14 protein-coding genes are annotated in these 15,317 nt (G+C 45.7%); 12 read left to right on the plus strand and 2 right to left on the minus strand.

Annotated features, from left to right (window positions below; all coding sequences use genetic code 11):
• The first annotated feature begins 3 nt into the window (after positions 1-3).
• The 9 genes from rsfS to lipA all read left to right on the plus strand — a co-directional run bounded on the left by rsfS (position 4) and on the right by lipA (position 8,157).
• Positions 4-321: a ribosome silencing factor gene (gene rsfS / locus B7360_RS06125; protein WP_005373015.1), complete on the plus strand. Its 318-nt coding sequence runs from the start codon at positions 4-6 to the stop codon at positions 319-321.
• A gap of 4 nt (positions 322-325) precedes the next feature.
• The gene (rlmH, locus tag B7360_RS06130; RefSeq protein ID WP_017821762.1) at positions 326-796 is read left to right on the plus strand and encodes a 23S rRNA (pseudouridine(1915)-N(3))-methyltransferase RlmH; all 471 of its coding nucleotides are present in this window, start codon (positions 326-328) and stop codon (positions 794-796) included.
• A gap of 29 nt (positions 797-825) precedes the next feature.
• On the plus strand, positions 826-2,742 hold the full coding sequence (mrdA, locus tag B7360_RS06135) for a penicillin-binding protein 2 (protein ID WP_012842067.1): 1,917 nt from the start codon (positions 826-828) through the stop codon (positions 2,740-2,742).
• On the plus strand, positions 2,742-3,863 hold the full coding sequence (gene rodA / locus B7360_RS06140; protein ID WP_005391317.1) for a rod shape-determining protein RodA: 1,122 nt from the start codon (positions 2,742-2,744) through the stop codon (positions 3,861-3,863). Before mrdA ends, rodA begins: the two co-directional genes overlap by 1 nt.
• 2 nt (positions 3,864-3,865) lie before the next feature.
• Positions 3,866-4,669 (plus strand): septal ring lytic transglycosylase RlpA family protein, encoded by an 804-nt coding sequence (locus B7360_RS06145; protein WP_085342963.1) that lies wholly within the window; start codon positions 3,866-3,868, stop codon positions 4,667-4,669.
• A gap of 90 nt (positions 4,670-4,759) precedes the next feature.
• Positions 4,760-5,938, plus strand: coding sequence for a serine hydrolase (locus B7360_RS06150; RefSeq protein ID WP_012842069.1), 1,179 nt, complete (start codon positions 4,760-4,762; stop codon positions 5,936-5,938).
• Between the two features lie 139 nt (positions 5,939-6,077).
• Complete coding sequence (gene ybeD / locus B7360_RS06155; RefSeq protein WP_005384135.1) at positions 6,078-6,356, plus strand: DUF493 family protein YbeD; 279 nt, start codon at positions 6,078-6,080, stop codon at positions 6,354-6,356.
• Positions 6,357-6,532: 176 nt separating this feature from the next.
• Positions 6,533-7,195, plus strand: a complete 663-nt coding sequence (lipB, locus tag B7360_RS06160; protein WP_005391320.1) for a lipoyl(octanoyl) transferase LipB — start codon at positions 6,533-6,535, stop codon at positions 7,193-7,195.
• Positions 7,192-8,157, plus strand: coding sequence for a lipoyl synthase (gene lipA / locus B7360_RS06165; RefSeq protein ID WP_005391329.1), 966 nt, complete (start codon positions 7,192-7,194; stop codon positions 8,155-8,157). Before lipB ends, lipA begins: the two co-directional genes overlap by 4 nt.
• 448 nt (positions 8,158-8,605) lie before the next feature.
• Here the strand turns inward: lipA and glyA are convergent, their stop codons facing one another.
• Positions 8,606-9,856, minus strand: a complete 1,251-nt coding sequence (glyA, locus tag B7360_RS06170; RefSeq protein ID WP_005391333.1) for a serine hydroxymethyltransferase — start codon at positions 9,854-9,856, stop codon at positions 8,606-8,608.
• A gap of 347 nt (positions 9,857-10,203) precedes the next feature.
• Here glyA and B7360_RS06175 point away from each other — a divergent pair, with 347 nt between their 5' ends.
• The 3 genes from B7360_RS06175 (at position 10,204) to B7360_RS06185 (ending at position 13,448) form a co-directional block, all read left to right on the plus strand.
• Positions 10,204-10,806: a YitT family protein gene (locus tag B7360_RS06175; protein ID WP_031780204.1), complete on the plus strand. Its 603-nt coding sequence runs from the start codon at positions 10,204-10,206 to the stop codon at positions 10,804-10,806.
• A 90-nt stretch (positions 10,807-10,896) separates the two neighbouring features.
• Positions 10,897-12,417: a winged helix-turn-helix domain-containing protein gene (locus B7360_RS06180; protein ID WP_085342964.1), complete on the plus strand. Its 1,521-nt coding sequence runs from the start codon at positions 10,897-10,899 to the stop codon at positions 12,415-12,417.
• A 131-nt stretch (positions 12,418-12,548) separates the two neighbouring features.
• Positions 12,549-13,448 (plus strand): hypothetical protein, encoded by a 900-nt coding sequence (locus B7360_RS06185; protein ID WP_085342966.1) that lies wholly within the window; start codon positions 12,549-12,551, stop codon positions 13,446-13,448.
• A 101-nt stretch (positions 13,449-13,549) separates the two neighbouring features.
• Here the strand turns inward: B7360_RS06185 and treC are convergent, their stop codons facing one another.
• Positions 13,550-15,235, minus strand: coding sequence for an alpha,alpha-phosphotrehalase (gene treC / locus B7360_RS06190; protein WP_085342968.1), 1,686 nt, complete (start codon positions 15,233-15,235; stop codon positions 13,550-13,552).
• Positions 15,236-15,317: the final 82 nt, after the last annotated feature.

Genomic DNA, 15,317 nt, shown 5'->3' on the forward strand with positions numbered 1-15,317 from the left:
CGAGTGCTTCGCGAAGAACTGAAAGACTTTTTAGCTGATAAAGCCGACGACATGAAAGCGGAAGACATTATCGTCCTAAATGTGGAAGATAAATCAAGCGTGACAGATTACATGATCATCTGTACTGGCACATCCAAACGCCACGTTTCATCCATCGCTGACCACGTTGCAACAGAAGTGAAAAAAGCCGGTCTTGAGCCACTAGGAATGGAAGGTGAAAACGAAGGTGAATGGGTAGTCCTAGATATGGGCGACGCCATGCTTCACGTGATGCAAGAAGAGCACCGCGAACTCTACCAGCTAGAAAAACTCTGGGGTTAATCTTTTGAAAATTCAACTAATTGCTGTTGGCACAAAAATGCCAAAATGGGTTGAGGAAGGCTTTCAAGAATATCGTCGCCGTTTCCCACATGATATGCCATTGGAGTTGATTGAAATCTCTGCTGGCAAACGTGGAAAAAATGCCGATATCGCTCGCATCCTGCAAAAAGAAGGGGAAGCGATGCTCGCTGCGGTACCAAAAGGCAACCGTATCGTCACGTTAGATATCCCAGGTAAAAAATGGGACACTCCTCAACTTGCTGAGCAGTTAGAAGCTTGGAAATTAGATGGCCGTGATGTATCAATCTTAATCGGCGGTCCTGAAGGACTCGCTCCTGCATGCAAAGCTGCAGCAGACCAAAGCTGGTCATTGTCTGCCTTAACGCTACCCCACCCTTTAGTGCGTATCGTAATGGCAGAAAGCTTGTACCGAGCGTGGAGCATCACCGCGAACCATCCTTACCACCGCGAATAATCGTTGTTTAACTTTAGAGCCAAGCGTTAATGATTCGTAAGCGCCGCAGTCAAATCCGAGATTATCAAGCCGAAGCGCGTCTGTTTGCCAGCCGCGCTATTGTCGCTTTTATCGGCATTGTTCTCTTGATGGGAGCTCTGGTCGCCAACATGTACAACATTCAGGTGAACCAGTTTCAAGATTATCAAACCCGCTCGAACGATAACCGTATCAAAGTGGTTCCTATCGCGCCTAACCGAGGTCTGATTTATGACCGAAATGGTGTTTTACTGGCAGAGAACCGTCCCGTCTTTAACTTAGAACTGACTCCAGAAAAAATTAAAGACATTGATGCAACCATCCAAGAACTACAAACCATTCTGGAAATTACCCCAGATCAGATTGAACGTTTCCACCAAGAGCGTAAACGGACTCGTCGATTTAAGTCAGTCCCACTGCTTACCCAACTGAACGAAAAACAAGTAGCGGTATTCTCCGTCAATCAGTACCGCTTTCCTGGTGTAGAAATAAGTGCGACCTTAAAGCGCTATTACCCTTTCAGCGAAGTATTAACCCACGTGATTGGTTACGTTTCTCGAATCAATGATCGCGACATGCAGCGCCTGATCCGAGAAGAAAAAGACGCAAACTATCAAGCCACTCGCGACATTGGTAAGCTGGGTATCGAAAAATACTACGAAGACCTCTTACACGGTACGGCCGGATATCAAGAAGTCGAAGTAAACAGCCGCGGCCGAGTAATTCGTACGTTAAAGTACGTTCCACCTGTACCCGGAAAAGACATCGTTTTAAACCTTGATATCAACTTGCAGCTGTACGTACACCAATTATTGGATGGCCGCAGAGGCAGTGCTGTAGTGATCGATCCTAGAGACAACGGCGTACTGGCTATGGTTTCAAGCCCTAGCTACGATCCTAACTCGTTCGTGCACGGAATCTCAGGTAAAGACTATCGCGCCCTTTTGAACGATAAAAACCGTCCCTTGGTCAACCGAACCACACTTGGCATTTATCCACCCGCGTCTACCATCAAACCATTTATGGCGGTAGCCGCGCTACAAGAAGGTGTCGTCACACCGAACACTACGCGAAATGATCCAGGTTATTGGCGCATACCAAACTCCAACACTCGCCCATTCCGTGACTGGTTGCGTTGGGGACACGGACGCGTCGATATCATTAAGTCGATCGAAGAGTCTGTTGATACCTTCTACTATCAAATCGCTTATGACATGGGTATTGACCGTATTTCGAATTGGATGATGATGTTCGGTTTTGGTGATTACACTGGCATCGATATCTACGAAGAAAGTAAGGCGAATATGCCGACTCGTGACTGGAAAATGTCTCGCCATAAAACCCCGTGGTACAAAGGCGATACGATCCCTGTGGGTATCGGCCAAGGTTATTGGACAGCAACACCAATGCAAATCGCCAAAGCGACCTCCGTATTAGTAAATGAGGGAGAAGTGATCGCACCTCACTTACTAAAAGCGACGATAGAGAACGGCAACGACTTCGAAGAACAACAAACAACAGAATACGTGACTTACCCGCCAATCAAGAATGTACCGAAAAAGTACTGGGATATGGCGAAAGAAGGTATGCGTCGTGTAAACCATGGCACGCGCGGAACAGCTCGACGCTCATTCTACAAAATGAGTTATCAAACAGCGGGTAAATCAGGTACTGCACAGGTCTTCGGTCTGGGTGAAAACGAAGAGTACAACGCAGATGAGATCGCCGAACACTTACGTGACCATGCGTTATTTACTGGCTTTGCACCATTTGACGATCCAAAAGTGGTCGTCACTGTAGTGCTAGAAAACGCTGGCGGTGGTTCTAGCAACGGAGCCCCAGTAGTGAGAAAGATCTTTGATCGAGTCGTACTTGGCCCAGAAGAAATTGAGCCTGATAACAATGCGAAGAAAGAGGTAAAACAGTAATGAAGATGGATCCCTCTACAGGTAAAAATCGCGCCCTGTTTGAACGCTTCCATATCGACTTACCACTCCTACTTGGCATATTGGCGCTGATGGGGTTTGGCCTAGTGATCATGTACAGCGCTAGTGGCCAAAGTTTACTGATGATGGATCGCCAAGCTATGCGGATGGTGCTTTCACTCGTTGTGATGATCGTTCTTGCGCAGCTTTCTCCACGAACATACGAGAGCTTGGCACCTTTGATGTTCGTCGGCGGCGTCATACTGCTCTTTGGCGTGCTGTTTTTCGGTGAAGCATCTAAAGGCGCACAACGTTGGCTTAACCTCGGTTTTGTGCGCTTTCAACCTTCCGAGTTATTGAAGCTCGCGGTGCCATTAATGGTGGCACGCTATGTTGGTCGACAGCCCCTTCCGCCAACGCTAAAAACACTCATCGTTGCACTGATTATGGTCTGCTTGCCAACCATCCTCATTGCAAAACAGCCTGACTTAGGGACCTCTATTCTAATCGCCGCTTCCGGTATTTTTGTTATCTTCCTCGCGGGCATTAGTTGGAAAATCATCGCTGGTGCCGCCATCGCACTCGGTGGTTTCATTCCGATTTTGTGGTTCTTCTTGATGCGCGAATACCAAAAAGTTCGCGTACGTACTCTGTTTAACCCAGAGTCAGATCCGCTTGGTGCGGGCTACCACATTATTCAGAGTAAAATCGCGATTGGCTCTGGTGGTATTTCAGGCAAAGGTTGGTTGCAAGGCACTCAATCACAACTGGAATTTCTTCCTGAACGACACACTGACTTTATCTTTGCAGTAATTGCTGAAGAATGGGGTATGATTGGCTTCCTTTGCCTTTTAGCCATCTATCTATTTATTATTGGACGAGGTTTATACCTCGCCAGCCAAGCGCAAACTGCATTTGGACGAATGATGGCAGGCAGTATTGTACTCAGCTTCTTCGTGTATATTTTTGTAAATATTGGCATGGTAAGTGGCATCCTACCTGTAGTAGGTGTACCGTTGCCACTCATTAGTTATGGCGGCACATCAATGGTAACTTTGATGGCTGGCTTTGGTATTCTGATGTCAATTCATACGCACCGAAAAGCATTCTCTAAGGCGACCTAGACATGCAAAAACGCGCTTTATATTCCTTGGTTTTCTCTGCTCTTATTTTGGCAGGCTGTTCATCAACTAGCCAAAAAGAACAAGAAGGCCGTTACGAACTCGAATCCGATGTTGCACCGGATACACCGCTTTCAGTCGAACACATCGAGGATGCGCACCCTAAATATGAACCGTACAGCCTAGGTGGGAACAAAGATTACCACTTGCGTGGCAAAGACTACAAAATAGTTCGCGATGCCAAAGGCTTTAAAGAAAAAGGCCGCGCATCTTGGTATGGGAAGAAGTTCCAAGGTCATTTGACTTCTAATGGCGAAATCTATGACATGTACTCAATGACGGCTGCGCATAAAACGCTACCGTTACCAAGTTACGTAAAAGTTACCAATACTGACAACGGCAAAACCACCGTAGTACGAGTTAATGACCGAGGTCCGTTTCACGATGGCCGTATTATCGATTTAAGCTATGCCGCAGCACATAAGTTAGATGTGATAAAAACAGGTACAGCTAACGTGGAAATTGAAGTAATCAGTATCAATCAGCCCACGGATAAAAAATCTTTAGAAGCGCACCCTAAGTACGTTATTCAGGTGGCATCATCAAAAAGTGAAGAACGCGCACGAACTTTAGGGACAGAGCTTGGTCAAAAACTGGATACAGAAACTTTCCTAGAAAATGCGAAAGAGTCTTATCGCTTGTTGTTAGGGCCATTTACTGACTATTCCCTGACGCAAGCCACTCTAGATAAAGTAAAGTTGCTCGGCTATTCGTCTGCATTTATTAAAAAACACAACACTGCCAAATGACCTAGTGTCATGAATTTCTCCTCGATCCCCTCTTACATAGCTGGGGATTCTGATAAGATGTCCGCAGTTAACCCAAAAATTTGAATTACCATGAATAAAAATAAGTTTGTGAAATCTATTCTCGTTTCTTCGGTTGCCCTTTCTGCAACTTTCGCTCAATCTGCTCTTGCATCACCTATCGTTGTTCCAGATGCCCCTCAAATCGCGGCGAAGGGCTACGTACTGATGGATTACCATTCAGGTAAAGTGCTGGCAGAGAAAGAGATGAACACAAAGTTGTCTCCAGCCAGTCTGACTAAGATGATGACCAGCTACGTAATCGGCCAAGAACTAGCGCGTGGTAATATCTCAGAAGATGACGATGTCACCATCAGTAAAAATGCATGGGCGAAAAACTTCCCTGAATCATCAAAAATGTTCATTGAAGTGGGCACAACTGTAAAAGTACGTGACCTAAACCGCGGTATCATCGTCCAGTCTGGTAACGATGCCTGTGTAGCAATGGCTGAACACATTGCAGGCTCAGAAGATGCGTTTGTTGACCTAATGAACGCTTGGGCCAACACACTAGGTATGACGAACTCGCACTTTGCCAACGTTCATGGTCTAGATAACGCCGAGCTGTACTCGACACCATACGACATGGCATTGCTAGGTAAAGCCCTGATCCGTGACGTACCAAATGAGTACCGCGTGTACTCAGAGAAGAAATTTACTTACAACGGCATCACCCAATACAACCGTAACGGTCTACTTTGGGATAAGAGCATGAACGTTGATGGCATCAAAACGGGTCACACAAGCAATGCGGGTTACAGCCTAGTAAGTTCAGCAACTGAAGGCCAAATGCGTTTGGTTGCGGTCGTTATGGGCACGAAAGATGCCAATGCTCGTAAGTCAGAAAGCAAAAAGCTACTAAGCTACGGCTTCCGTTTCTTCGAAACAGTAGCACCGCACAAAGCAGGTGAAACGTTCGTTGAAGAAAAAGTGTGGATGGGTAACAAAGACACTGTAGCGTTGGGCCTTGACCAAGATACTTACGTAACACTACCACGTGGTGAAGCGAAAAACCTAAAAGCCAGCTTCGTTCTTGAAAAAGAGCTAGAAGCCCCAATTAATAAAGGTGATGTAGTTGGTAAGCTATACTATCAGATCGATGGTGAAGATATTGCCGAATACCCACTAATGGCACTAGAAACCGTAGAGCAAGGTAGTCTATTTAGCCGCATGTGGGATTACATCGTATTGTTATTCAAGAGCTTCTTCTAAGAAGAACGTTAGAGTAGCAAACTTATTCGCAAAGCCGCCTGAAAGGGCGGCTTTTTAAGTTTGAGATCCTCGTCTTGAGTTCCCCCTAATTTGACTGTACTATTTCGCACCGCAACGAATATCTACTGGAGTTATCGATATGCTAACCATCAACTCTGATGCAAAATTAAAAGACCTGCTTGAGTTCCCTTGTTCATTTACTTACAAGGTAATGGGTCATGCAAAGCCTGAACTTCCAGAGCTTGTTCTTGAAGTTATTCAGCGCCATGCTCCAGGTGACTACAGCCCGACCGTTAAACCAAGTGCTAAGGGCAACTACCACTCGGTATCAATCAACATCACTGCAACGTCTATCGAGCAAGTTGAGACGCTATACAAAGAGTTAGGTGAAATTGACATCGTGCGCATGGTTCTATAATTTTTTGATAGATTAAATTTTTTTTGAAAGCAGCTTCGGCTGCTTTCTTTTTATTTATCAACCAGATAACAAAACTTTACATCGCTTTCAGTTAAAAATCTGTTACTCAGCGGTAGAGCATCAGGGTTATCCGGTTTATAATCCAAAAACTTTATATATTAGCAACAGGAATTCCCATGCAACACCAACTTGTTGTAAAACGACTTGGCCGCCAAGACTATGAGCCTGTATGGAAGGCGATGCATGAGTTCACCGACCAACGCACAGAAGAAACCCCTGATGAAGTCTGGTTGGTAGAACATAATCCAGTATTTACGCAAGGTCAGGCAGGTAAAGCTGAGCACCTTATTAACACTGGTGACATTCCTGTTGTACAAAGTGATCGCGGAGGCCAGGTTACGTATCATGGCCCTGGTCAGTTGGTCGCCTATTTCTTGATCAACTTACGCCGCAAAAAATTAGGTGTACGAGATCTCGTTACCACTATCGAGAACCTCGTGATCAACACGCTAAAAGCATACAATATCGATTCGGCCGCGCGACCTGACGCACCAGGCGTTTACGTTGACGGTAAAAAAATATGCTCTCTCGGTTTACGCATTCGTAAAGGATGCTCGTTTCATGGCTTAGCCTTGAACGTAAATATGGATTTAACACCGTTTCTGCGTATTAATCCTTGTGGTTATGAAGGTATGGAAATGGTTCAGGTCAGCCAATTTGGCGGCCCAGACAATGTAGAAGCCGTAGAAAAACAATTAATAGAAGAACTCGTTACTTTGCTCGACTATGAGCAAGTAGAATTCAGCACAGAAGCACCTTCTCAAGGTAATAAAGCATGAGCAAACCAATCCAGATGGAAAAAGGCGTTAAATATCGTGACGCCGATAAAATGGCATTGATTCCCGTAAAGAACATGCCTACAGAGCAGAAAGAAGTGCTACGTAAGCCTGATTGGATGAAGATCAAGCTACCAGCCGACAGCCAACGAATTCAAGACATCAAGGCGGCGATGCGCAAGAATAAACTTCACTCCGTATGTGAAGAAGCATCTTGCCCTAACCTAGCGGAATGTTTTAACCACGGTACAGCTACCTTCATGATCCTAGGTGCCATTTGTACTCGTCGTTGTCCTTTCTGTGACGTTGCTCATGGCCGCCCATTACCACCGGAAGCAGAAGAGCCTCAAAAACTGGCGAAAACCATCGCCGATATGAAGCTGAAATACGTAGTAATCACTTCTGTAGACCGTGACGATCTGCGTGATGGTGGTGCACAGCACTTTGCCGACTGTAACCGCGAGATCCGTGCGTTGAACCCGCATATTAAGATTGAAACTCTGGTTCCTGACTTCCGTGGTCGTATGGACGTAGCGCTTGATCTAATGAAAGATAACCCGCCAGATGTCTTCAACCACAACCTAGAAACAGCGCCACGTCTTTACCGTAAAGCTCGCCCAGGTGCAAACTACAAGTGGTCGCTGGAGCTTCTTAAGAAGTTCAAAGAGCAGCATCCAGATGTACCGACCAAATCTGGTTTGATGATGGGTCTTGGTGAAACCAAAGAAGAAATCATCGAAGTACTGAAAGATCTACGCGCACACGGCGTAACGATGCTGACTCTAGGTCAGTACTTAGCGCCAAGCCGTCACCACTTGCCAGTAGAGCGTTACGTTCCGCCATCAGAGTTTGACGAGCTAAAAGAAGTTGCACTAGAGCTTGGCTTCACGCACGCAGCGTGTGGTCCATTTGTTCGCTCTTCTTACCATGCTGATATGCAGGCTCAAGGCATCGAGATTAAATAAGCACTCGCTTATTTTGAAGAGAAAAGGTTGGCTCAGTGCCAACCTTTTTTGTATCTGGCAAATGATGATAAAAAGCCATTCTACCACTGTCATTCTGAACAGCGAGGAACGAGCGTGATTGAGAATCAGTTTCCAACGTACTGATGATTTTTAGGGAAACTCTGAGTAAAAGAGTGTGCCTCAACAATATTCCTGATCTCGCCTAGGCTCGTCGGAATGACGTGGTTTGGATATATTGAAAAGGGACAGTGTTGGTAGCCATCTCCTTATCACACACTCTTCGCTATATCTCATTCCAAACGCCAGACAAACAAAAAGGCCCTCAATTGAGGACCTTTAGTATATCAATGTTCAAAATAGATGAGTCGAGTTCTAGGAGAACACACGGAGTTTGCGCGAGCAAGTGAGTATGTTCGACACCGAAATTGACTCATTCTATGAAGAATAGTTAGGCGTAAACCGGTAGACGCTTACAAATTTCGAGCACTTTCTGTTTAGTCGCTTCGATAACTTCTTCGTTGCCGATGTTATCTAGAACGTCACACATCCAGTTTGCTAGCTCTTTTGCGTCTTCTTCAGTGAAGCCACGACGAGTGATCGCTGGCGTACCTACACGAATACCAGACGTTACGAATGGGCTGCGTGGGTCATTTGGTACTGAGTTTTTGTTCACTGTGATGTTTGCTGCACCTAGTGCCGCGTCTGCATCTTTACCAGTGATGTCTTTGTCGATCAGGTCCACAAGGAACAAGTGGTTTTCTGTGCCGTTAGATACGATTTTGTAGCCACGCTCTTGGAATTGACCAACCATTGCTTTTGCGTTTTTCACTACGCGAGCTTGGTAAGCTTTGAACTCTGGCTCCATCGCTTCTTTGAACGCTACTGCTTTACCAGCGATAACGTGCATTAGAGGGCCACCTTGACCACCAGGGAACACTGCTGAGTTCAATTTCTTGTACATATCTTCGCCAGCATTTGACAAGATAAGACCACCGCGAGGACCTGCTAGTGTTTTGTGTGTTGTTGTTGTTACTACGTGAGCGTGTGGAACAGGTGTTGGGTATTCGCCTGCTGCGATAAGACCCGCTACGTGCGCCATATCAACGAAAAGGTAAGCATCTACTTTGTCAGCGATTTCACGCATGCGCTTCCAATCAACGATTTGCGAGTAAGCAGAGAAACCACCGATGATCATCTTAGGCTTGTGCTCAAGCGCTAGCTGTTCCATCTCGTCGTAGTTGATTTGACCCGCTTCATCGATACCGTAAGGGATAACGTTGTAGTGCTTACCAGAGAAGTTTACTGGAGAACCGTGAGTCAGGTGACCACCGTGCGCTAGGCTCATGCCTAGAACTGTATCGCCTGGGTTAAGAAGCGCCATGTAAACCGCGCTGTTTGCTTGAGAACCTGAGTGAGGCTGTACGTTCGCGTATTCACAACCGAACAGTTTGCATGCACGGTCGATAGCAAGTTGTTCCGCTTTATCTACGTACTCACAACCGCCGTAGTAACGCTTGCCTGGGTAGCCTTCAGCGTATTTGTTCGTTAGCTGAGAACCTTGCGCTTCCATTACACGTGGGCTTGTGTAGTTTTCAGAAGCGATAAGTTCAATGTGTTCTTCCTGGCGAAGAGTTTCTTCCTGGATAGCTGCGAACAGTTCCGCATCGTAATCTGCGATGTTCATATCACGCTTAAGCATCTGTATCTCCTGACTCAGATTAGTACTGAAAGTTGCAAAAAAACTGTTGAATGACCCTACGCAAACGTTTTCGTCACCCTAATGGCGCGCATTCTACATAATTTGATCTGGGTCATAAAGAGAAATTTACAATTTTTCTCATGCAGTTTTTTCATGATGGCAAGCAATCTGTATCACGCCCGCATTGCAATTGCATAACGACGATCTATTGCCTGTCAATTTTGTGCTTTACACCCTGTAAAACAGCAATTACATAGGTTTACCGTAAATTTTACCCTCTAGCTACCGAAAAGATCATCTTTTTACTACTATGCACGCCTTATTTATCACTAATGACTGCAACATTGATGGAAAAACACTCATTAAAAGAAGACTGGATAGCGATTCTCACGGGTACTTTTTTGGTAGCTCAAGGCGTTTTCTTTCTCCAATCCGCAAACCTCCTAACAGGGGGGACGACAGGATTGGCTCTGCTTATTAGCCAATTTACACCTTTTACGTTTGGTGTGCTGTACTTTTTAGCAAACAGTCCCTTTTACTTGCTAGCATGGAAACGCTTCGGCCGTCATTTCGCCATTAATAGTGCCATTTCTGGCGCTTTGGTTTCTATCTTTGCCGATCATCTTTATTTGCTAATCTCGCTCGAATCGGTAAATGAAGTTTATTGTGCCGTCGCAGGTGGGCTTTTAATGGGACTCGGTATGCTGATCTTGTTCCGACATCGCTCCAGCTTAGGTGGCTTTAACGTGCTGTGTTTATTTATTCAGGACAAATTTGGCATTTCAGTTGGCAAAAGCCAAATGGCAATCGATGCGTGCATCCTGTTTGCGTCATTCTTCTTTGTCACTCCAGAAGTAATTGGTCTTTCGATTTTGGGCGCGTTTGCACTGAATGTCGTGTTAGCGATGAACCACAAGCCTCATCGCTATTCCGTGACCTACGGTTCATAAACTTTTGATGATAATTGGAGCGCAATTTATAAGATTTCGCGCTCCAATCGCTATATAATATTTCGCCATTTCCAAATAACGCGGTGCGGTATGCGCGATTTTTTGCAACAAGCCAAACAAACTCACAGTTGTATTGCGATTGGCGAGTTGGTCTATAATCCGAAGACACAAACTCTTCATCAAGACACTGTCGCGATTGATCTCGAACCTCGTACCATTGAGTTATTAGAGCTGCTGCTAACAAGCGTGGGACATCCGCTCTCTGCCGATACCATTATCGAAACCATTTGGCAGAGCAAATTCATCTCTAAGAATGTACTCACTAACCGCATTAGCACCTTACGTGCGCTGCTACAACAGCATCTCCCCGAGTACGATGCGACTAAGCTCTTGGTCACTTATCCTCGCAAAGGTTACTTTCTAAACCCAGCGAATATCCGTTTAGTGCCACCAGCGAAAAACCATCGACGTGCTATTACAGCTCAAGTTGCGAACCGTAAGAACATCAAGCTGATTTTGGCTTATAGCTTATGTGCCGTACTTGTGGTTTGTAGCGTGACGCTCGCAAGCTTGTTATGGCAACGCCAAGAGATTTCAACGCAGCAAACACGTCATCAGTTACTTATCCCCAAAGTCGAGTTGCTGCTCAACCGTGTCGATGCGATTGGCTCCCAAGCAAGAAAATATCGCATACTGGTCAAAGCCATCTTGCTGCAACAACAGGTCGAATATCCATACACCGACATCGCCAACCAAGACGCTCCCAGTTACTTTCTTGATCCTATCGGTCATACGCCGTATTTCCCTGGCGCGCGAAACATGCAGACCAGTGATTACGAACTCAACATAGAGTTAAAAGACGGCGCAGAGCAAGGCACCTTGAAAGCTCAGATGAACCTTATTTATCCTGCGACAGGGAAACTGGCGTTTCGCAACGAATACACACTGCACTTATCCGACCTACAATCGGATATCTTCCAAATTCACTCAGATGTCGCGCAATACTTCAACTTGCCTGCACCTTCGGCAAGCACATGGCAGCTGTCAGACGTTCACCAAAAAATGCTGTTTGAGAATGTCTTTTCTAACCAACCTCTCCAACAAGCTGATGAGTTTGCAGCTATCACAACCGCAAGGCATCTCGCGTTATACGAGCAAGAGCCTCAAAAGCTGGAAGCGTATTTGACGCAAGTTCAGTCGTCGTTCGATGTTTTGCCAGATGAGCTAAGCCTCTGGTTGGGCGTGTTGCATTTCAAACTAGGTAACCTAGACCGAGCAAAAGTTCTGTTGACTACTCCAGATGGCGACTCACGCATTCAAAACGCGCTGATTTATACGTTTGTGTCTCACATCGCTTATAAGCAAAACAAACTTGAACAGTTCCGTCTCAACTACATGGAATCACTGGTGGCACTGCTGCGCGTTTTACCCTCCGAGACATTATTTGAACGTCTTTCTCAATCAGAATCGAAAGAAACTTGCCTTCAACCATGGAAAACTTTGCATGTCAGTTTGACCGATCAAGAAATTATCAGCCGATGGAAAGCGCTCATCAATGAGTATTGCACCAACGTAGCTAACGAAATAAGCCCAAATAAAACAAAGACCTAAATATAAAATTAAGCTTTCGTTAAGCGCTATTAGCTTTTGTTTTTTGCCCTTTTTATCTCACTGAACTTAGCATGCTCGCATTCAAGCAACGGCCCAACATGAAGCGGCCTTATCAATCAGGAATGTAAACCATGCTAAACAAAATGACGCTTATCGCAGCCGCAACTCTGGCTCTTTACGGCTGTGGCGGAGGTTCGTCTTCTGGCAGCGCTAATCCAAACAAAGTGCCTCAAGAAAGTTTCGACATCGCGATTCAAAACTCCATTTTCGCTCCCGAGACAAACACACAACTTAGCTACTCGTTTAGCTTGGATGGCCAATCTGAAGGTGACATGAAGCTGAGCTTTCAAGCGATGGATAGCGAGCAAATATTGGCAGCATTGGCACAAATCCCAAACAGCGAGGCAATGGTCCAGTTGGTTAATGACTTGGTGAACTACGGCGCCAAACAGTTCTACTATTCTGACGAACAGTACAACGACGATGAAGAGAGCAATACGCTTTATTTTGCAGGCTCTGATGGCGCACTTCATGAAGTCACCGACGCTTATTCCATTAACCAGCAGTTTGTTGCCATGCTGATGCACAGCAGCCCTATTTTCCGTCTCAACGGTGACGACGTAAAAGAGAAAAGCCCGAACATTGATATCGGTGAAGAGACCATATCTCTGCAAACCACTCTAACAGGCTACGCAGTTCACAACCTACTAGACAGTTTTGAAGAGCATGAGTGGGTGCAAAACCTGCCAATGACAGCATCTTGCCAAGTGGTTTGGCAGCAGCAAATCCGAGAGACTGGCTTACGTAAAACGTTCTCAATTTCAAGCAAGAAAATTGAAGCGGCGTACCTGACGGAAGAGAATACTTACAACCTAAACTGCGATGATATGGACTCAATGGAGTTCGCCACTTCGGCAGAACGTTGGTTTAACCCGAGCTTAGGTCTGATTGAGCAAATCGAACTGCTAAAAGTACAACAAGTACAAGTCAATGAAGAGAAAGTGCTGCTAACAGCAATTGAAACAAAATAAGCCTGTACTCCACAAGTATCTCGCATCTCAATAAAAAAGGCTTTGGGGAGCACACCAAAGCCTTTATCTCGAACATCAATCTTAGGGGGTGACACCCGAGTTTATTCTTCTATCAATAAAATACGAGTTTCGTAAGGTCGTAATACTTGATGGTTTGACGCGACTGCACTCGCTGAGTTTTGATAGTTAGATAGCAAGTTTTTCGCTTTACTCATATCAAAACGCTCTGGCAGAACGCATTCCACCTCTTCAGCGTAGTAGTTGTTGATACACAGCAGCGTTTGTTTGTCGTTCTGGCGAGCGTAAGCAAAAATGCGTTGATGATCTGGCAATAAATCTTCATAACGGCCATCGGTGATCACCGGAACCTGTTTACGTAGCTCAATCAAACGTTTGTAGAAGTAGAACACCGAGTTCAAATCAGCAACCGCTGCTTCTGCGTTGATTTCAGAGTAATTCTGCGCCACTTCAAGCCACGGTGTGCCTTCGGTAAAACCAGCGTGCTTTTGGCTATTCCATTGCATTGGCGTACGTGAGTTATCACGCGACTTCTGCGCCAAAATCGCCATCATCTCCTCGTGTGATACACCATCGCGGTTAACCATGATGTCGTACATGTTGGTGCTTTCTACGTCGCGGTACTGGCTGATCTCAGTGTAACCTGGGTTGGTCATACCAATCTCTTCTCCTTGATAAACATACGGCGTGCCTTGCATCATATGTACAGACGCCGCCAGCATTTTCGCCGACTCGACGCGGTATTGTTTATCATCACCTAAGCGGCTGACCACACGAGGTTGATCGTGGTTACACCAGAACAGTGCGCCCCACCCTTTGCCATTCAAGCCCGTTTGCCAATGGTTGAAGATCTGCTTTAACTGAATGAAATCAAACGGCGCTTTGGTCCATTTTTCACCATTCGGATAATCCACTTTCAGGTGGTGGAAGTTGAACACCATGGATAGCTCTTTGCCGTCTAGCGAAGAGTATTGCTGGCAGTGCTCTAGCGTGGTGGAAGACATTTCACCCACCGTCACGCTGCCGTACTTTTGGAACACGGCTTCGCTGATTTCTTGCAGATATTCGTGCACGCGAGGACCATCAGTATAGAAACGACGGCCATCGCCAATATCATCGCTTGGGAAATCTTGTTGTTTAGAAATCAGATTGATGACATCAAGACGGAAACCATCCACGCCTTTGTCTGCCCAGAAGCTGATGACTTCTTTGACTTCTTCACGCACCACTGGGTTTTCCCAGTTCAAATCCGCCTGCTCTTTAGCAAAAAGGTGCAAGTAGTACTGCCCTGTCACTTCATCCAATTCCCAAGCATTGCCTCCAAACTTCGATTGCCAGTTGTTGGGCTCTGCGCCATCAACCGGATCTTTCCAGATGTAGTAATCACGGTATGGGCTGTTTTTGTCCCCTAATGCGGATTGGAACCAATGATGCTCAGTCGAAGTATGGTTGACCACGATGTCCATGATGATTCGAATGCCCAGCTGATGAGCCTCTGCCAACAGGGTATCGAAATCTTCCATAGTGCCGAACTCTGGATTGATCGCGTAGTAATCGGAGATATCGTAACCGTTATCAACCATTGGAGACTGATACACTGGCGTCAGCCAAATCGCATCCACACCGAGATGTTTTAGATAATCCAGTTTAGAAATGATCCCTTTAATATCGCCCGTGCCTTTACTGCCGCTGTCACAAAAGCTTTTTGGGTAAATTTGATAGATGGTTGCGGTTTTCCACCAGCTCTCATCATGCTTGGTCATAGCCATTTCTAACACTCACTTACCAGTAATCGGAAACTTAAAATTTGAAAAGAAAAATAGGAGAAGGCAGCCAAGTCACTGCCTCAAA

The organism is Vibrio sp. ArtGut-C1 (assembly GCF_002105475.1).
GTDB classification, from domain to species: Bacteria; Pseudomonadota; Gammaproteobacteria; order Enterobacterales; family Vibrionaceae; genus Vibrio; species Vibrio diabolicus.